The 19,124-nt window shown below is 64.5% G+C and carries 18 protein-coding genes; 12 read left to right on the top strand and 6 right to left on the bottom strand.

What is annotated here, in order from left to right; genetic code table 11:
* Positions 1-187 precede the first annotated feature (187 nt).
* Entirely contained in the window at positions 188-1,126 is a 939-nt protein-coding gene (locus HDIA_RS23405; protein WP_281259970.1) for a glutaminase, read from the top strand.
* Positions 1,127-1,170: 44 nt separating this feature from the next.
* Here the strand turns inward: HDIA_RS23405 and HDIA_RS23410 are convergent, their stop codons facing one another.
* The 5 genes from HDIA_RS23410 to HDIA_RS23430 form a co-directional block, all read right to left on the bottom strand.
* Entirely contained in the window at positions 1,171-2,259 is a 1,089-nt protein-coding gene (locus HDIA_RS23410) for a M48 family metallopeptidase (protein WP_245884054.1), read from the bottom strand.
* Positions 2,249-3,319, bottom strand: a complete 1,071-nt coding sequence (locus tag HDIA_RS23415; protein ID WP_099559121.1) for a YjgN family protein — start codon at positions 3,317-3,319, stop codon at positions 2,249-2,251. Before HDIA_RS23415 ends, HDIA_RS23410 begins: the two co-directional genes overlap by 11 nt.
* A gap of 228 nt (positions 3,320-3,547) precedes the next feature.
* Positions 3,548-4,726 carry a low temperature requirement protein A gene (locus HDIA_RS23420; protein WP_099559122.1) on the bottom strand — a complete coding sequence of 393 codons (1,179 nt, stop codon included), beginning with the start codon at positions 4,724-4,726 and terminating at the stop codon, positions 3,548-3,550.
* Positions 4,727-4,755: 29 nt separating this feature from the next.
* Entirely contained in the window at positions 4,756-5,595 is an 840-nt protein-coding gene (locus HDIA_RS23425) for a TrmH family RNA methyltransferase (RefSeq protein WP_099558422.1), read from the bottom strand.
* Positions 5,592-6,716, bottom strand: coding sequence for a class I SAM-dependent methyltransferase (locus HDIA_RS23430; RefSeq protein ID WP_162292683.1), 1,125 nt, complete (start codon positions 6,714-6,716; stop codon positions 5,592-5,594). Before HDIA_RS23430 ends, HDIA_RS23425 begins: the two co-directional genes overlap by 4 nt.
* A 175-nt stretch (positions 6,717-6,891) precedes the next feature.
* Here HDIA_RS23430 and tsaB point away from each other — a divergent pair, with 175 nt between their 5' ends.
* From tsaB to trmB, 11 genes are all read left to right on the top strand, one after another.
* A complete protein-coding gene (gene tsaB / locus HDIA_RS23435; RefSeq protein ID WP_099558423.1) occupies positions 6,892-7,590 on the top strand; it encodes a tRNA (adenosine(37)-N6)-threonylcarbamoyltransferase complex dimerization subunit type 1 TsaB in 699 nt (232 codons plus the stop codon).
* Positions 7,590-8,081 carry a ribosomal protein S18-alanine N-acetyltransferase gene (gene rimI, locus HDIA_RS23440; protein WP_099558424.1) on the top strand — a complete coding sequence of 164 codons (492 nt, stop codon included), beginning with the start codon at positions 7,590-7,592 and terminating at the stop codon, positions 8,079-8,081. The genes tsaB and rimI overlap by 1 nt, the downstream gene beginning before the upstream one ends.
* A gap of 61 nt (positions 8,082-8,142) precedes the next feature.
* Positions 8,143-9,054, top strand: a complete 912-nt coding sequence (gene olsA / locus HDIA_RS23445) for a lyso-ornithine lipid O-acyltransferase (protein WP_099558426.1) — start codon at positions 8,143-8,145, stop codon at positions 9,052-9,054.
* A gap of 111 nt (positions 9,055-9,165) precedes the next feature.
* Entirely contained in the window at positions 9,166-10,647 is a 1,482-nt protein-coding gene (miaB, locus tag HDIA_RS23450; RefSeq protein ID WP_099558427.1) for a tRNA (N6-isopentenyl adenosine(37)-C2)-methylthiotransferase MiaB, read from the top strand.
* 37 nt (positions 10,648-10,684) lie between these two features.
* The gene (locus HDIA_RS23455; RefSeq protein WP_099558428.1) at positions 10,685-11,767 is read left to right on the top strand and encodes a PhoH family protein; all 1,083 of its coding nucleotides are present in this window, start codon (positions 10,685-10,687) and stop codon (positions 11,765-11,767) included.
* Positions 11,767-12,294, top strand: a complete 528-nt coding sequence (ybeY, locus tag HDIA_RS23460) for an rRNA maturation RNase YbeY (RefSeq protein WP_157775796.1) — start codon at positions 11,767-11,769, stop codon at positions 12,292-12,294. Before HDIA_RS23455 ends, ybeY begins: the two co-directional genes overlap by 1 nt.
* A gap of 100 nt (positions 12,295-12,394) precedes the next feature.
* On the top strand, positions 12,395-13,495 hold the full coding sequence (locus tag HDIA_RS23465) for a hemolysin family protein (protein WP_245884057.1): 1,101 nt from the start codon (positions 12,395-12,397) through the stop codon (positions 13,493-13,495).
* A 276-nt stretch (positions 13,496-13,771) separates the two neighbouring features.
* Positions 13,772-15,361: an apolipoprotein N-acyltransferase gene (gene lnt / locus HDIA_RS23470; RefSeq protein ID WP_099558429.1), complete on the top strand. Its 1,590-nt coding sequence runs from the start codon at positions 13,772-13,774 to the stop codon at positions 15,359-15,361.
* Positions 15,362-15,611: 250 nt separating this feature from the next.
* A complete protein-coding gene (locus tag HDIA_RS23475) occupies positions 15,612-16,025 on the top strand; it encodes a helix-turn-helix domain-containing protein (protein WP_099558430.1) in 414 nt (137 codons plus the stop codon).
* Between the two features lie 220 nt (positions 16,026-16,245).
* Entirely contained in the window at positions 16,246-17,415 is a 1,170-nt protein-coding gene (gene metK / locus HDIA_RS23480) for a methionine adenosyltransferase (protein WP_099558431.1), read from the top strand.
* A 21-nt stretch (positions 17,416-17,436) separates the two neighbouring features.
* Entirely contained in the window at positions 17,437-18,129 is a 693-nt protein-coding gene (gene trmB / locus HDIA_RS23485; protein WP_099558432.1) for a tRNA (guanosine(46)-N7)-methyltransferase TrmB, read from the top strand.
* A gap of 135 nt (positions 18,130-18,264) precedes the next feature.
* Here trmB and HDIA_RS23490 read toward each other — a convergent pair whose 3' ends face one another.
* Positions 18,265-18,858: a LysE family translocator gene (locus HDIA_RS23490; RefSeq protein WP_157775797.1), complete on the bottom strand. Its 594-nt coding sequence runs from the start codon at positions 18,856-18,858 to the stop codon at positions 18,265-18,267.
* Between the last annotated feature and the right edge of the window lie 266 nt (positions 18,859-19,124).

Genomic DNA, 19,124 nt, shown 5'->3' on the forward strand with positions numbered 1-19,124 from the left:
CGGGGACCTTCGGCATGCGATCGGCGGATCGCGCTGGCCGCTCTTGGCGGCGTCTTCTTGGTGCGGTGCCGCGCTCGGGCGCCATTTTAGTGCCGCGTCCGGAAGGGGCCAAAACCGACACTTGCAATTGTTCTCAAGGCCCGTCATGTCACGATCTGGAAGGACGATCTGAACGGGGGCAAGCCGCTTGGAAGACCACGCCAGACTTGAAGAGGCCGTCGCCGAAATCGCGGCGGACATGGCACAGCGCACCGACCGCGGCGCAGTCGCAAGCTATATTCCGGAACTTGCCCGCGTCGATCCGAACCAGTTCGGCATCTGCGTCGTCACCAATGACGGCAAGGTGGTGGCCGGCGGCGATGCCGATGTTCCGTTCTCGATCCAGAGCGTCTCCAAGGTCTTCACCCTGACGCTGGCGCTCGGCCTTGTCGGCGACACTCTGTGGAAGCGGGTTGGGCGCGAGCCGTCCGGCAATGCCTTCAACTCCATCGTGCAGCTCGAGCATGAGAACGGCGTGCCGCGAAACCCCTTCATCAACGCGGGGGCCATCGCCGTCACCGACGCGGTGCTCGGTCATCACCAGCCGCGCGAAACGCTGGGTGAGATCCTGCGCTTCATCCGCCATCTTGCCGACGACGAGGCGATCACGATCGACCAGACCGTCGCGCGCTCGGAGACCGAGAATGGTTTCCGCAACGCGGCGCTCGCCAATTTCATGCGCGCGCACGGCGTCATCGACAACGCGGTCGACCATGTCCTTGGTGTCTATTTCCACCACTGCGCCCTGACGATGACCTGCCGGCAGCTCGCCATGGCCGCAAGGTTTCTCGCCAATGGCGGCCGCCATCCGACCGCCGGCCATTCGGTGGTTTCAAGCGAGCGCGCGCGGCGCATCAACGCCATCATGCTGACCTGCGGCCACTATGACGGATCGGGCGAATTTGCCTTCCGCGTCGGCCTTCCGGGCAAGAGCGGCGTTGGCGGCGGCATCATGGCGATCGTGCCTGGCAAGGCCTCGATCGCCGTCTGGTCGCCGGGGCTCGACAAGGTCGGCAACTCGCGGCTTGGGTCGCAGGCGATGGAGCGGCTGGCAAAGACGATGGGCTGGTCGATCTTCGGGCCGTGAAGCAGCCGTTGGCCTGACGCCGGGCATTCAAGAACGCGCCTCCATCAAGGCGAAGTCCTTGATGCAATGGAGGCAGCATACTCGGCGATGTCTCTTTGGCGGTCCGCCGTCCCGGGGTGGGTTCCAAGCAGGCTCGTCCCTGCCTTGTCGCCGTATCGCGATGCGATCAAGGCAAAGAAGCGGCCGATCGCCCGGGGATCCTTTCCGGCAGCGGCCATCAACTCGACGGAGCGATGGTCCGCCTCGGCTTCCGCCTGTCGCGAGTAGGACAGGGCCATCAACCCCCCGCCTTGGAAAAGCAGGTCTTCGACACCGGAGCCCACATCGCCGGCCATCAGCATGATCATGCCATAGGTGCCCGCGGCCCTGTAAAGCTGCCGCAACGAGTGCTTCAACTCCACATGGCCGATTTCATGGGCAAGCACGCCGAGTGTCATCTCGTCATCGCCATTCGCCAAGGCGACGAGTTGATCCGTCAGGATGATGCTGCCGTCCGGCAGGGCGAAAGCATTGGCGCCGATCACGCCACCGTCGCGATAGAGCAGGGAGAAGCGTTGCACTTCTCCATCGGAATGAGCGGCAAGGGCGGAAAAGGCTCTCGTGATTTCGGTGCGCCGGTCTTCGGGCAGTCTGGACGGGGCGAGGACCGTCCTGTCAAGCGAGGCGATCGTCGTCGCCGACATGATATCTGGCACCGCCGGTGGCGTGACCACGATGGCAGCCTCCACCAGCAAAGGCAGGGCAAGGCGATAGACGGCGCCAATCAGCAGGAGGGCGGCTGCGGCGACGAAGAGCAGGCGAGGCCGAAACGCCTCGAATGCATGGACGAGACCCTGATTGGGTCGGGTCACGGCCAGAATTCTGTCGATGGCGTCGTTGTCCCTGGTTTCGAACAGCGATTCGTCCGGAAAGCGCAGGTGCCTGGCGATGGTGCCGACGCGGTCCGAAATGGCAATTCTATCGAGGAGGGCGACGGCCAGCAGACGATCGTCGGCGCTTGCGAGGATCCGCAAGCAATCGTCATCGCGCCTGAGGACGGAGGGAACGGATCTGTTGGCGTTGGCCGGATACCAATCCCCCCGAGCGATGTCGTCGCCCTCGGGCCTTTCCCCCTCCGCCGCGTCAGATGCCAAGATCGATTCCCTCCAGGGCGACGAATTCCGATCCGACCGCGGCGCCAGCCGGCTTGGCCTGCGCGATGACATCGTCGATTTCGCCGTCCGGGGCGATTGCGCAATGGCTGGCTACAAGCCTGGATTCGCGGACGGCTGCCCATGGACGCATGAGGCCGAGCGTGCAGAGTGTGACAACCAGATTGGAGAGAGCGACCCAGACGTAACGCCGCTGCGGAATATCGGCCTGAAAGGCGTGCTTTTCGTCGTAGGTCATCGCAGTCCATACGATATTGTGCACGGCGACACGGAAAAGAAGGCCTGCGAGGACGAAGGCGAGAAGGAACCCGTAGACCGCCACCACGGCGGCCGTCCCATGCACGGAACTGGACTCGCCGTTCGAAGATATGATCTGGATACGGCTCGCGTTGATCAGGAAGAACGCCAGAACGGCACTGCCGACAACAATCAGGAGCGGCGGGACGAAGGCAGCGTAGAAGCGCCCGAGCGAAGGCGTCGTCCTGAACGCTCTGTCGCCGTAGCGCAGATTGTTGACGATATAGGTCTGTGCCCAGTGGCTGGCGACAGGGGCAAGCAATCCGAGACTGACCAGCGACACGATCGGACCGAGCATGAAGGCCTTGTAGGCGCCCACGTTCTCTCCGACAAAATCGAAGCGGATGTTGCGATAGCTGGTGACGCGCGCATTGAAACGCAGCGAACGGAGGATGAGGATTGGCACGGCCGCGATGACCGCGAGGCCGATGACGACCGCCAATGGCGGCGCAATTGATGCCGCGATATTGTAAAGGACGAACACACCGAAGACGATCAATCGGCCCTTCAATATCTGGGGGCCGGTCGCATGATAGTCGAACCGCCTTCCGAGAATATACGTATTTCCAAGGAAATAACGCTTGCGGCGTACCTTGGCCCAGGCTGAATAAATGCCGAGGGTCAGGATCGACAGGATGACATTGACGATCCAGATACCGAAATACTCATCGGCTCTTCCCGTGAATGTTGCGCGGGACCAGGCGCGTCCTTCAAACTGGGACCTCGGGACAGACGGAACTTGCATGAGAATATCCATGACTGAGATGAACTGAGACATGGACTATCGGGCAGCAGGGTTGAAATTCAACCGATGGTTTGTATTGAGTGAATTTATTCGCTTCCATAGTAAATGACGAATTGCTCGCGATCGCGCCAAACAGCGACCCGGTTGGGGCGCCGATGCCAGATCATCGAAACACGGCCCCAATCTGCGTGGGTTGCATTCGAGATGGCTTCGTGGCGGAGGATTGGCTCACTGGGCGCCGGCGCCCGATCGTAGTGAAAGATGCTCCCAGACCGATACCGCGACCAGAACGAGGCTCGCGAGCGACAGGATCTGCAGCGGTGTCAGGACGGCTGCGGCAATCCCCAGGACGATGAAGGCGGCCAATCCGACGAGGTGGGACAGTGGCCACCAGCCTGCCGTGACGCGTTTGAACAGCGTGACGCCGGCAAGGAACAGGGCCGGGCCGCCGACGATGGCATAGGCGATGGGGTGTTCCTGATGGCCCGTGTCTCCGGCAAGGGCGAACTGGTCGCCGGCGGCGGCGAGCACGATGCCGGCGACGATCGGGATATGCATGTAGGTATAGGCAAGACGCGCGATCCGGCCGGGGTCCTCCGAGGCGGCGATCAGATGGCTCGCCCGTTCCGACCCGACGTTGAAATAGACCGCCCACATGGCGACGCTGCCGGTGAAGGCGGCAAGGAAGGCGAGGACGTTCGGCGCATTTGCCGGCAGGTCGGCAAAGGTCGCGCCCGTGATGAGAACCGATTCACCGAGCGCGATGATGATGAAGAGGCCGCAGCGCTCGGCCATGTGCCCGCCTTCGACATCCCACTCCGCCGATTGCGTCCGGCCAAGGCCCGGCGTCCAGAAGCCGGCGGCTGGCGCTGCGTATTCGATGCCGAGCGCGATGAGCCAGGCGGCATAGCGCGCCTCGTGATGCAGCAGGCCGCCGATGATCCAGAAGACGGCCGCGACAGCGAGCCAACTGCTGATGCGCAGGAAATTCCGGTAGCGCGAGGCACTGTGATGGCGCAGGGCAAAGGCGGCGAAGACCGAGCGTCCGACCTGCATGGATGCATAGGCGATCGCGAAGGCTAATCCCTTGTCCTCGAAGGCCTCCGGGATGGAGGTGGAAAGCACCAGCCCGGCCAGCATCAGGACGAAGAGCATCAGCCGAACGGGCATCTTGTCGGGATCGAGCCAGTTGGTGACCCAAGTGGTGTAGATCCACACCCACCAGACCGCCAGCAGGATGAGCCCGGCTTCGGCGACCCCGGCGAGGGTGAAATGATGCAGCAGCGTGTGGGAAAGCTGCGTGATCGCGAAGACGAAGACGAGATCGAAGAAGAGCTCGACGAAGCTGACCTTGGCATGCTCGTGCCCGGCCTGCTGGCGGACAAGACGAGCGTGTCGTTCACTCATGGCGATCTCCATCCATGCGGGCTTCCGGCTTATACCGTCAGCACATTGCGCCTTAGTTCATAGAGCATGATGCCCGTGGCGATGGCGAGGTTGAGGCTGTCGGCCCGCCCGGCCATCGGGATCTTGGCCCTGATATCGCAGGCCTCGGCAAGCCGGTCCGGCAGACCCGCCTGCTCGTTGCCCATCAGCAGGATCGTCGGCTCGCTGGAGGCGAGCGTGCGATAATCGTGCGTGGCCTTGAGATGCGTGCCGATCAGCCGGGCGGGGGACGCCGCGGCAAAGGCAAGGAACTCGTCGACCGAGCACTTGACCAGCGGCACATGGAAGAGCGAGCCCATGGTCGCGCGCACGCCTTCGGGCGAATAGGGATCGCAGGTCTCGCCGACAAGAATGACGCCCTTGGCGCCAACCGAATCCACCGTACGAACGACCGTGCCGAGGTTGCCCGGATCCTTGATCCCCTCGAGAGCGACCCACACGTCGTTTTCCTTGAGGGCGACCTTCGCAAGCGGCGTCAGCTTCTGCTTGAAGACGCCGACGACCATCTGCGGGTTGTCCCGGCGGGTGATCTTGGCAAGCACGGCCTCGGTCATTTCGGCAACGAATCCACCCCGCGCCTTGACCTTGGCGGCCGCCTGCATCACCCGGTCCTGTCCGCGCGCTGCGGCGGCAAAGCAGATCATGTCGATCGGCCAGTCCTCCTCCAGCGCGTCGGTGACGAGTTTCAGGCCTTCGCCGACGAAGAGCTGGCGCTCGTCGCGGGTCTTCTTCATGGCGAGCGCGCGCAGGTCCTTGACCAGCGGATTGGCAAGGCTGGTGATCTGCTTGTAGCCGCCGGCCGTCTGTCGGTCGTCGCGGTGCTCGCTCATGGGGCGCTCCAGCGGGTGTACATCGAGGTGGAAAGGGCCCGGCCCGGCGTTCCGTCGGCCGTGGTCTCGCGCAGCACCAGTTCGCCGGATTCAAGGTTGCCGGCAAGATCGCCGAAGAGATCGCCCATCAGTTCGTGCCCGGCGATGAAGGAGGCCCGGATCGAATAGGCCGTGAGGACGACGAAGGACGGCTTCGGCGACAGGATCTGCCGGCAGAGGTCGAGCATGTGCGGCAGGTCCTCGAACAGCGACCAGACCTCGCCGTCCGGCCCGCGGCCGAACTTAGGCGGGTCGAGCAGGATGCCGTCGTAGCTGTTGCCGCGCCTGACCTCGCGCTCGCAGAATTTCACAGCGTCGTCGCAGAGCCATCGGATCGGAGCCGAATCGAGCCCGGCGAGCGACTGGTTCTCGCGCGCCCAGCCGATGGCCTTCTTCGAGGCATCGACATGGGTCACCTCGGCGCCCGCCTTGGCGGCGATCAGCGAGGCGAGACCGGTATAGCCGAAGAGATTGAGCACCTTGAGCGGCCGGTCGGCGGCGCGAATGCGCCCGGCCATCCAGTCCCATTGGACCTTCTGCTCGGGAAAGATGCCGACATGGCGGAAGGCGGTGAGGCGGCAGATGAAGTCGATGCCGTCGATGGCCATCGGCCAGCTCTCGCCGATACCGGGAGCCTGCCGCCAGCGCCCGGGGCCCTCCTCCTCGACATCGCCGGTAAAGACCGCGCCGGCCGCGTCCCATTCCTTCGCCGGCCGTCGCCGCGCACCCATGGCCTGCGGTTCGGGGCGCACGACCACGAGATCGCCGTAGCGTTCCAGCTTTTCGCCCTCGCCCATGTCGAGCAGCCGATACTGGTCCCAGCCGTCGGTCTGAAGCAGCAGGCCGAGTGTTTCACGTGAAATGCGCGGACCGCGCGGCTTCGGCGCCGGGCGCCGTGGAACCGGCGCGGCCGATGGCTTCATCAGTCCGCGCGGCCGGCCGGTCGCGTCGGCGTCCTCCCGCCGTCGCTTGTCCGGCTGGGGGCGCTTGTCCGGCTGGGGGCCATGCTTGCCGCTGCCCGGCCTGGCGGCGCGCGGCTCCTGGCTCTTGTCACGATCGCGGTTCGGCGGGCGGCGGGCCAAAGACTGTCTCCGGAGATGGGCGGCAAGTGGAACGGGAAGTGAATGCCGCTGCCTTCCTCATAGCCGCCTCCGTGCGCGGAATAAAGCGGGCAGTCCTCAAAGCACTACGACGGCAAATCGCCGCCGCGTTTCCGTTTCGCTCGACAGCGACGATACGCCGTCGTATTGCCATTTCATGCGTCTGCTTGCGATCGATACATCTCTGGAACTCTGCTCCGCCGCGCTGGTCTTCGGCTCCGGTCGCGGAGCAGTACGGTCGGAAGACCTGACCCGCGGCCATGCGGAACGCCTCTTTTCGATGATCGACGAACTCCTTGCCGAGGAAGGCGAAACGCTCGCCTGTGTCGACCGCATCGTCGTCTCCATCGGCCCAGGCAGCTTCACCGGCATTCGGGTCGGTCTCGCCGCCGCGCGCGGCTTCGGCCTTGCTCTTGGCAAACCCGTTGTCGGCATCTCGACGCTTGCGGCGCTCGCCCGATCCTATGAGGAACCGCCCGGCGGGCCGGTGGTCGCCGCCATCGATGCGCGCAAAGGCGAGGTCTATCTGGCCGTCTACGCCGAGGACGGCGCCGAACTTGCCGCCCCGATCGCCGTATCGATCGAATCCGCCGTCGATCATGTCCCGCAGAATGCGCGGCTCATCGTCGGTTCCGGCGCGCCATTGCTCGGCCATGCCGCCACATGCGCCGGTCGCCGCCTGCCGCCTCTCCTGCCGCTCGCGGGACCCGATATCCTGTCGCTTGCGCGTCTCGGTGCTGACGCACCCGTTCAGGAAAGCCCGCCGGTACCGCTTTACGTTCGTCCGCCGGATGCCAAGCCGCAGAAGCGCGCGGCTCTCGTAAGCGCTGGCCCGATCAGTGTGGGGGATCGGTAATGTTTTATCCCTGGTACGATCCCTTTCCGGTGATCCTCGACAAGGCGGATCTCTCCGAGGCCGACGATCTCGCCGAGATTCACGCAAGCGGCTTTCATCGCGGCTGGAGCCCAGCCGAGATCGAGGCATTGCTGGTTCAGGACAACATGATCGCGCTCGTCGGGCGGCGCGGGTCATGGTTCGGATCCCGTCGTCCTGTAGGTTTTCTGCTCGTGCGGGCGACAGGGGACGAGGCCGAGGTGCTGACGCTCGCTGTGCTGCCGGCGCATCGGCGCCGCGGTATCGGCCGCCTGCTCATGGAGGAAGCGATGCGGCGGCTCTATGCCGACCGGGTGGCCTCGCTCTTCCTGGAAGTCGACGAGGGCAATGAGGCCGCCGTCACGCTCTACAGACGCCTCGGCTTCAAGCAGGTCGGCCAGCGCGGCAACTATTACGCCGTCAAGGATGGCCCCCCGGCCACGGCGCTTGTCATGCGGGCGGACATCGTCTAATCCGGCCTGGCGCCGGCGATGCGATCGCTTCGGCGAAAATGGTCGACAAAGAGTAACGGGCATGCGGGCAGACCGCTCGGTTCATCCGGTTCCGGAAGAGACGAAGACGTCCGGCGGGCATTGGCTGCGGCAGACCGGCGCCATCGTCAAGCTGTCCGGATTGTTCGTCTTCACGTTGCCGCTCATTCCCGTGCAGATGGTCGCCATCCGGCGGAACTGGCCGCTGGCGCGGACCCTTCCGGTCTTCTGGCATCGGATCGCCTCGCGTCTGCTCGGCCTCAGGATCACGGTCAAGGGCATGCCGGCTGAAGCCCGCCCTCTGCTGATCGCCGCCAATCACGTCTCCTGGCTCGACATCGTCGTCTTCAGCGCGGTCATGCCGGTGAGCTTCGTCGCCAAGTCCGAGGTCGGCACCTGGCCGGTCTTCGGCACGCTGGCGCGGCTGCAGCGCTCGGTCTTCGTGGAACGCCAGAAACGGGGCAGGACGGCCGATCAGGCACGCGATATCGCCGACCGCCTGACACTGGGCGATGCGATCATTCTCTTCCCCGAGGGCACCTCCAGCGATGGCGGCACGGTGCTGCCTTTCCGCTCCGCGCTCGTCGGTGCCGCCAAGGCGGCGATTGACGCAGGCGACGGCGAGGAAGCCCTGATCCAGCCGGTTGCCATCGCCTACACCCGCTTTCACGGCATGCCGGCCGGACGCAATGGCCGGCTGATGCTGAGCTGGATCGGCGACGTCGATCTCGTCCCGCATCTGTTGCTGGTGATGCGCGAGGCGGCGGTCGACGTCTCGGTGCTTTTCGGCGAACCGATCGCCTTCGGGCGGGGCAGCGATCGCAAAACCGTCACGCAGATGGCGGAAACTGCCGTTCGCCGCATGCTGGCGGACGAATTGTCCGGCCGTGACTTCGTCAACGATACCGCGCTTTTGAAGGACCCGCCTATTCTCAAGGCGGAGGAAAAGGGATAGAGTCGAGCAAAGTTTTCACGTGCGCCGCGGACGGTCGATTGCGGCGGACACGGACGACACGGTTCATGCACTCCGGCAAGCCCGGAGCCTTGAGGAGAGAGCCCCGCACTCGTGACGGCGCAAAAATCTGTTTATATCAAGACCTACGGGTGCCAGATGAATGTCTACGACAGCGATCGTATGACGGACACCCTGGGAACGCTCGGCTACATTCAGACCCAAGAGATCGAATCGGCCGACCTTGTCATTCTCAACACCTGCCATATCCGCGAGAAGGCTGCCGAGAAGGTCTATTCGGAGCTTGGCCGCATTCGCTTGCTGAAGGATGAACGCGCCCGCGAGGGCCGCGAGATGCTGGTCGGCGTCGCCGGCTGCGTCGCGCAGGCCGAGGGCGAGGAGATCATTCGCCGCGCGCCATCCGTCGACATGGTCTTCGGCCCGCAGTCCTATCACCGTCTGCCGGACCTGATCGACAAGGTACGCAACCCGAGCGAGGGCCGCGCCGGCGTCGTCGAGACCGATTTCGACGTCTCGGACAAGTTCGACGAACTGCCCGCGCCGACCAGGAAGGCCATCGCCACGCGCGGCGTGACGGCGTTCCTCACCGTTCAGGAAGGCTGCGACAAGTTCTGCACCTTCTGCGTCGTGCCCTATACGCGCGGCGCCGAGGTGTCGCGCCCGGTCGCGAAGATCGTCGAGGAAGCCGAGCGCCTTGCTGCCGGCGGCGTGCGCGAGATCACGCTCCTCGGCCAGAACGTCAACGCCTATCATGGCGAAGGCGAGGACGGGAACGACGTCTCGCTCGGCCAGTTGCTGCGCCGCCTCGCCGAAATCCCGGGCATCGAGCGGCTGCGTTACACGACCAGCCACCCGCGCGACATGGACGCGGACCTGATCGCGGCCCATCGCGACCTGCCCGAGGTCATGCCCTATCTGCACCTGCCCGTGCAGTCGGGCTCGGATCGCATCCTTGATGCGATGAACCGGCGTCACACCCGCGAGGACTATCTCAAGCTCGTCCGGCGCATCCGCGCCGCCCGCCCCGATCTGGCGCTCACCAGTGATTTCATCGTCGGCTTTCCCGGCGAGACGGACGACGACTTCGAGGCGACCCTCGATCTCATCCGCGAGGTTGGTTTCGCCGCCGCCTTCTCCTTCAAATATTCGCCGCGGCCTGGAACGCCGGCGACGACGCTGAAGGATCAGGTCGACGAAGCGGTGAAGACGGAACGGCTGGCCCGCCTGCAGGCGCTGCTCACCGGGCAGCAGCAGGCCTTCTCGGCCAGCATGGTCGGCAGGACGCTCGACGTCCTCTTCGAAAAGCCCGGGCGTCATGCCGGGCAGCTAATCGGTCGCTCGCCCTATCTCCAGTCGGTCGTGGTCGAGGCCGGTCCGGAACGGATCGGAACGCTCGCCCCCGTCGTGATCGAGAAGGTCGGGCCGAACAGTCTTTCCGGGCGTCTTGCGGTGCCAGAGATGAGGCATGCGGACGTTCCGGAAGGGGCAGGCCCCCGTGCAGCCGTTGCTGGCGGGGCGTCGGCCGGTCATCCGATCAACGCGTCCCTTGCGGCCGAAGTGGGAGGGTCTGCTTGACGGCTCATCCCTTGCGGCCGCCGCAACTGGAGACACCATGACGCACGCTTCCGACCTGACCCACGTGGTGCTGGCCTTCGATGACAATCGCCTGATCGGTAACCTCTACGGTCAGTTCGACCAGCATCTGGCGCTGATCGAGCAACGGCTCGGCGTCGATGTGGTTGCGCGGGGCAACCAGGTGACGATCCGCGGTCCCCACGAGGCCTGTTCGCGGGCAAGGGATGTGCTCGAAGCGCTCTATACCCGGCTGCAGGGCGGCGAAGAGGTGCAGATCGGCGAGGTCGAGGGCGCGATCCGCATGGCGATCGCCGTCGGCGCGCAGCTGCCTCTCCCGACGCTGGAGCCGAAGACGCGGCTGAAGCTTGCCCAGATTTCCACCCGCCGCAAGACGGTGGTCGCCCGCAATCCCGCGCAGGACGCCTATATCCGCGCGATGGACCGGGCCTCGATGGTCTTCGGCCTCGGCCCGGCCGGTACCGGCAAGACCTATCTGGCGGTTGCCTACGCGGCGGCGTTGCTGGAGCGCGGCGAGGTCGCCCGGCTCATCCTCTCGCGTCCGGCCGTGGAGGCGGGCGAACGGCTCGGCTTCCTGCCCGGCGACATGAAGGAAAAGGTCGATCCCTATCTGCGCCCGCTCTACGACGCGCTTTACGACATGATGCCGCCGGAAAAGGTCGAACGCTGCCTGACCTCGGGCGCGATCGAGGTCGCCCCGCTCGCCTTCATGCGCGGCCGCACGCTCGCCAACGCCGCCGTCATCCTGGACGAGGCGCAGAACACCACCGCCATGCAGATGAAGATGTTTCTGACCCGTCTTGGTGACGGGTCGAAGATGTTCATCACCGGCGATCCCTCGCAGGTCGACTTGCCGGCCGGGCAGGTGTCCGGTCTCGTCGAGGCCACGCGCATCCTCAAGGATGTCGAGGGCATCGTGCAGTTGCGCTTCTCGGAGACGGACGTCGTCCGCCACGAACTCGTCGGCCGGATCGTCACGGCCTATGACGTCGAAAGCCGCGAGCGGCTGGCCGCGCGCGAGCAGCAGCGCATGCGCTCGGCCCGCTCGATCGAGTCCCAGCTCGATCCCGAGGTCTTCACACCGCGGGAGCCGGTCGTCTGATGGTGGCAAGCGCGCTTCAGGACACGCACGATCCTCTGCTTTCGGTCGACCTTGCCGTTGAGGACGAGGGCTGGCTGCAAGGCCGCGACGAGGCCTCGATGGCGGCGTGGATCGAGGACATCGCCGCGGCGGTGCTTGGCCTCGTGCCGGAAACGGTGCTGCCGGGCAGCGAAGTCGCGGTCGTGCTGACGGACGATGCGTCGATCCGCGAGATCAATCGCGAGCACCGCGGTTTCGACAAGCCGACCAACGTGCTGTCCTTCCCGATGTCGCCGCCGGATGCGAAGGTTTTCGGACCGATGGTCGGCGATATCGTGGTGGCGCGGGAGACGGTCGAACGCGAAGCGGCCGAGGCTGGTATTCCATTCGATCATCATTTCACCCACATGATCGTTCATGGGATATTGCATCTCCTCGGTTATGATCACATCGACGACGCCGAGGCGGAGGAAATGGAAGGGCTGGAAACCGCGATTCTCGCGCATCTGGCCATTCCCGACCCCTATGCGGACAGTGAGCCGGCCTAGACGGGTGTCTTTGGGCGGCGTTCCGGCGGCAGGATAGAATTGGTCCCGGCAGGGCGGCCATGTGAGCCGGCGCCTGCCTCGATCCAGGGAAAGAAGGGCAATGAACGACGCAGACACGCAGAGTATGGGCGCGGTTCCGCTTGAGCGAAGCGGGGCCGCGAGAGAGGAGGTGGAGACATCCACGGATGCCGATCCGCATTCTGGATGGCTCAATCGCCTGCGCGACGCTCTTGGCCTGAAGCCGGCCGCGAATCTGCGCGAGGATCTGGAGCAGGCCCTTTCCAAGGAAGACGCGCTTGACGCGGCCTTTTCGCCCGAAGAGCGGGCGATGCTGCGCAATATCCTGCGGCTGCGCGAAAATCGGGTCGATGACCTGATGGTGCCGCGCGCTGACATCAATGCCGTCGATGCCTCGATCACGCTGACCGAACTGGTTCTGGCTTTCGAGCGGTCGGGCCATTCGCGCATGCCGGTCTTCCGCGAAACCCTCGACGACCCGATCGGCATGGTCCACATCAAGGACCTGATGGCCTATATCACCAAGAAGGCCAAGGTGGCCCGGCCTCGGGAAGAGGGCGAGCCGGCCGGAACCGACGTCAAGGTCGGCGAGGTCGATCTCGATGTCCCGGTGTCCGCGACAGAACTGGTTCGGCCTCTTCTCTTCGTGCCGCCCTCCATGCCGGCCTCGGATCTGCTGGCCAAGATGCAGGCGACGCGCATCCAGATCGCCCTCGTGATCGACGAATATGGCGGCACCGACGGCCTTATCTCCATGGAGGATATCGTCGAGACGATCGTCGGCGACATTTCCGACGAGCATGACGAACTGGAGGGGCCCTCGATCGTGCCGATCGGCCAGGGCGGCTTCATCGCCGATGCCCGCGCCTCGCTGGAAGAGGTCGTGGCCTCGCTCGGGCCGGCGTTCGAGGTCGCCGACTATGGTGACGATGTGGAAACCATCGGCGGCCTGGTCTTCTCCATGCTCGGCCGCATCCCCGTGCGCGGCGAAATGATCATCTCCGAGGAATTGCCGGGCTTCGAGATCGAGGTTCTGGAGGCCGATCCGCGGCGCATTCGCCGCTTGCGGATCACGCCGCGCGGCCCTCAGGATGCCGGATTGCCGGCGCACAACGACCGGCGCAAGCGGCGCCCCGAGAGCGACGAGGCCCAAGGAGAGCCGCAGAAGAAGGCAGCGGAGTAAGATCGGCCGGCTGGCTGGGGATCGTTCCCCGACAATGCGACATGGATGGCGGTCCGCAAGCCCGGGCCGCCGTTGGGTCCTGGGAGGATGTTCCCCGGTCCGTCCGGCCTTTTTTCGGGCCGGCGAGCCCGTGTGGAATGCGACGGGCAACAGGCGCGGCTCCGCCATACCGGCGGACCGGCGCCTCGTTGCCCCGATCCGGCGCTTGACCCCCTCTCGCTGCCTCGCCAGTTTGCCGCACGGCCATAGTGATTCGGCAACAGGCGGGACGAGTGAATGAGAGCCATTGAGAACTGGGTTCTGCTCCTGTGGGGCTGGAAGCGTTGGGCGCTTGCCCTTGCCCTTGGAGCGGCATCGGCCATGGCGATGGCCCCGGTCGATGCCTTTCCGGTTCTCTTCGTCACCTTCCCCCTGCTGGTCTGGCTGATCGACGGCACGCCGGCGACCAGCCTGATCACGTCGTTGCGCGGAGCCTTCGCCGTCGGCTGGTGGCTCGGTTTCGGCTACTTCCTGGCGGGTCTCTGGTGGATTTCGTCGGCCTTTCTGGTCGAAGCGGATGTCTATGGCTGGATGACGCCGATCATCACGGTGATCATCCCGGCCGGCTTCGCCTTCTTCTGGGCTTTCGCGGTCTGCCTTGCGCGCATCCTGTGGCTCAAGGGGCCGGGCCGCATCGTCATGCTGGCGTTCGCCATGGCGTTGGCCGAGTGGCTGCGCGGCCATGTCCTCACCGGATTTCCCTGGATCCTCATCGGCCAGGCCTTCGGTGCGAGCGACGTCACGGCGCAGGCGGCAAGCCTCGTCGGCGTCTACGGGCTGACCTTTCTCGGCGTTCTGATCTTTTCCGCACCGGCCCTTCTGACGGGATCCGGATCGGAGGGGCGCGGCAGGGCGCAAAGGGTCTGGCTGGCGATTGCCGCGATCCTGATGCTGGGCGATATCGGCTATGGCAGCGCGCGTCTTGGCGGTGCCGAGGCCGACACCGTGGACGGCATCAACCTGCGCATTGTCCAGCCATCGATCCAGCAGAACCAGAAGTGGACCGAGGAGGGCCGCGCCAAGGCGCTTCAGACCTATCTCGATCTGTCCGATACCAAGACGAGCCCCGACGATCTGGGCATTCTCAGCCGTACCCACCTGATCTGGCCGGAAACGGCGCTGCCCTTCATCCTCTCGCACGAACCCGACGCCTTGGCGAAGATCGGCGAGGCCCTGCCGCCGGGCACGCTTCTGCTCACCGGCGCTCCGAGAGCGGTCAAGACGCCCAATTTCACGCAGTTCTTCAACAGCGTCTATGTCATCGGCAACGACGGTGAAATCGAGGCCGCCTACGACAAGGCGCACCTCGTTCCCTTCGGCGAATATGTGCCCTTGAACGGGCTCTTCGTCAGACTGGGTCTTGGCGATCTCACCCGGATGATCGGCGGATTTTCGAAAGGTCCCGGAGCGAAGACCATTTCGCTGCCGGGAACGCCGCCCTTTGCTATTCTCATCTGCTACGAGATTATCTTCCCCGATAGCGGTATTGACGAGAACAACAGGCCCCAGTGGATCGTCAACGTCACCAATGACGGCTGGTTCGGAAAGACGTTCGGGCCCTATCAGCACCTCGAACTGACCCGCCTTCGCGCCATCGAGGAAGGATTGCCGGTCGTGCGGGCGGCCAACACCGGAATTTCGGCGATTATCGATGCCTATGGCCGGCCTCGGGAACAAGCTCCGCTTGAGGCCGTTGCTGTGGTGGACGGCCAGTTGCCGCCGGCGTTGCCTCCGACGCTCTATGTTCGCAACGGGCGGGCGATTTTCTGGTCGCTTCTACTCGCAAGTCTTGTTTTTTGGGCCTTTTCCAGGTTCCGTCAGCATTGAGTCATTGACATCGTTGATACGGCGGTCGAAAGTCTCGCCTTGGCTCTAGATCGCGAGAGCTATGATGCTGAAATACCTGGATATACGAGAAAAATCGAGGGGATTGTTCGCTACCCGGCGCTAGATGCTTTGCTTTCAGTGCAAGTATTGCTTGGCTAAACAAGAACAAATCGAATATGACACCAAGCAACTGCCCTGGCGAGGTGGCGTCGATCTCTCTTAATTCAATTTCATTGATGAGCGTGTAAGAATGGCCGGTAAGAAGTCTCCCAATCCAATCGATGTCCATGTCGGCGGACGAATTCGGTTGAGAAGGATGATGCTGGGCATGAGCCAGGAAAAGCTCGGCGACGGGCTTGGCATAACATTTCAGCAAATTCAGAAGTATGAGAAGGGCACCAACCGCGTCGGTGCCAGCCGGTTGCAGCATATCGCGTCGATCCTCAAGGTGCCTGTCGCCTTCTTCTTCGAGGATGCACCCGGATCGCCGGACGACGCACAGGGCTTCGCTGAGGAGCCGCGCTCCTACGTCGTGGACTTCCTGTCGAGTTCGGAGGGGCTTTCTCTCAACCGGGCCTTCGTGCGGATCTCCGATCCCAAGGTCCGGCGAAAGATCGTCGACCTCGTCCAGGCCCTGGCGGCTGACGAATCACCTGACATTTGAAGCCCGCCTCGACCGTGCCGGGTGACCGTGTTTTCCGGGCCTCGGAGCCACGGCGGTCAACGAGTCGCATGTGTCGGCGGCGCCATAGCGGCCGTCGGAAGGTGTCTTTGACGGCATCCGGGTCTGTTGGGTTCTTGCGAAGTGGCGCAAGTCCTGCGAGAAGACTGTCGGCCCGGCCACAGATCGGAGCCGGGCGCTTTCTTAGAGGGGTCCATCCCATATGTCGCGTCAGTCTTATCTATTTACGAGTGAATCGGTCTCCGAGGGTCACCCGGACAAGGTGTGTGACCGCATCTCCGACACCATTGTCGATGCCTATCTTTCCGCCATGCCGGAAGCGCGCGTGGCGTGCGAGACCCTGGCCACCACGAACCGCGTGGTGATTGCCGGTGAGGTCCGCGGTCCTGAAGAAGTCAGTGCGGACGTCGAGCGCCTTGCGCGCGAGGCCATCCGTGACATCGGCTACGAGCAGGAAGGCTTCCACTGGGAAACGGCCAAGGTCGAGGTGCTGCTGCACGAGCAGTCCGCCCATATCGCGCAGGGCGTCGACGCCCGCGAGAACAAGGACGAGGGCGCCGGCGACCAGGGCATCATGTTCGGCTATGCCTGCACCGAGACGCCGGAGCTGATGCCGGCTCCGATCTATTACGCCCACGGCATTCTCAAGCGCCTCACCGAGGTCCGCAAGTCCGGCGAGCAGCCGGCGCTGGGCCCGGACGCCAAGAGCCAGGTCACGGTCGCCTACGAGAACGGCAAGCCCGTTCGCGCCACCCAGATCGTGCTGTCCACCCAGCATCTGGACGAGGCGCTGACCTCCGACGACATCCAGAAGATCGTCACCCCCTATATCGTCGAGACGCTGCCGGCCGGCTGGATCAACGACGACACCATCTGGCACGTCAACCCGACCGGCAAGTTCGTGATCGGCGGTCCGGACGGCGACGCGGGTCTGACGGGCCGCAAGATCATCGTCGACACCTACGGCGGCGCGGCGCCCCATGGCGGCGGCGCCTTCTCGGGCAAGGATCCGACCAAGGTCGACCGTTCGGCCGCCTATGCGGCGCGGTATCTGGCCAAGAATGTCGTCGCGGCCGGCTTCTCCGAGCGTTGCACGATCCAGCTGTCCTATGCGATTGGCGTTGCCGAACCGCTGTCGGTCTATGTCGACCTGCACGACACCGGCAATGTCGATCCGGAGAAGCTGGAGACGGTGCTGCGCGACGTCATGCGGCTGACGCCCCGTGGCATCCGCACCCATCTCGGCCTCAACCGGCCGATCTACACGCGCACGTCGGCCTACGGCCACTTCGGCCGGGCGCCGGACGAGGATGGCGGCTTCTCCTGGGAGCGGACCGATCTCGTGCCCGCTCTCAAGGCTGCGATCGCCTGAGGGCGATAAGGCTCACCGGTCATGACCGAGATGAACGAAGCGCGCGACAGCGCATTCTATGGTCGTCGCAAGGGACGTCCCTTGCGCGACCAGCAGGCCGCGCGCTTCGATGACCTCTATCCGCGGCTGGCGCTCGATCTGGCAGCGCCGGTTGCGGATGCCGGGGCGCTCTTTCCCCATGCGCCCGACGAGATCCACCTCGAAATCGGCTTCGGTGGCGGCGAGCACCTGATCCATCGCGCCGTGGAGGCGCCGGGTGTCGGCTTCATCGGCGTCGAACCCTTCGTCAACGGCATGGCCAAGACGCTGATGGAGATCGACCGCCGGCAGATCGGCAACATCCGCCTGTCGGATGCCGATGCGGTCAAGGTGCTCGACGCACTGCCCGACGCCTCGTTGACAAGGATCAGCCTGCTCTATCCCGATCCCTGGCCGAAGAAGCGCCACTGGAAGCGCCGTTTCGTCGGGCCGGACAACGTGGCCCGCTTTGCCCGCGTCCTGAAGCCAGGCGGAGAATTCCGCTTTGCCTCCGACATCGACACCTATGTCGACTGGACCTTGCGGCATGTCCGCTTCCATCCGGATTTTGAATGGATGGCACGGCGCGCCGCCGACTGGCAGGCGCCCTATCCCGGCTGGCCGGGCACCCGCTACGAGGCAAAGGCCCTGCGCGAAGGCCGCACGCCGGCCTATCTGACCTTCAGGCGGCTCTAGAGCAAATCCAGGAAAAGCATGCCCTCGCGAAGGCGAGGGGGGAAGCCGGTTCTCGGGAAATCCGATGCTCGAACAGAAAGTTGATGCCACGGCGCGCTCATGGAAGTCCGCTTGAGTGCACGCCGCTCCGATCGGTCACCTGAGAACGGCGAGGCCGACCGAGAGGATGAGCAGGATCGCGAAGCCGATGTTGATCGCGCGGCTTGCCTTCGGCTCGCGAAAATAGCGCGTGAGCATCGCGCCCGCCTGAAGCCAGACCACATTCACGATCGCAATGTCGGCAAGAAGCAGCCCCGTCTTGGCAAGACCGTCGGCGGCGGGGCTGTCCTGGAGCAGCTGGAAGCCGGAAAACAGCGATGCCATGGCCGCATAGGCCTTCGGATTGACCAGCGACAGGAAGGCTCCGTCCCGGAAACGCGGCAGGCGACGCCTGGCGCCGGCATCGTCAAGCGGTGGAGCGGTCGCGATCTTCCAGGCCAGCCAGAGGAAATAGACGCCGGCGGCGATCGTGAGGACAGCCGCTGCCGACGGAACGGCCAGAAGAATGCCGGTCACCCCGGTGCCGACGATCGCCATGACCGCCAGCATGCCGGCAAGCAGTCCCCAGAAATAGGGCATCGATGCGCGCGCGCCGAATGCGGCGCCGGCGGCGGCAAGGCTGAGCGTGTTGGGGCCGGGACTGCCCGTCAGGGCGAGTGCCGCTGTGACGAAGCCGATCAGGGTTTCCATCGGACTTGCTTGGCGAGGTGACAAAACGATTGCCCGGATTTGACCAGAGATCGCACGGTTGCGCCACCCGTTTCCTCGCGGCGGCGGCGAGGGAAAAGAGGCCGGGGCGGAAACAATCCCGCCGCCGCCCTTGATTTTCTGCGGACACTGCGTATATTCGCGCTCATTCATCAAACCTTGATGCGCTAATCAAAGCGGATTGAGAGTGGGGCCCCTCGGGACCCGCTCTTTTTGGCATAGGCGCACTCAAGACTTGGCTGAGACGT

The sequence above is a fragment of the Hartmannibacter diazotrophicus genome, assembly GCF_900231165.1.
GTDB classification, from domain to species: domain Bacteria; phylum Pseudomonadota; class Alphaproteobacteria; order Rhizobiales; family Pleomorphomonadaceae; genus Hartmannibacter; species Hartmannibacter diazotrophicus.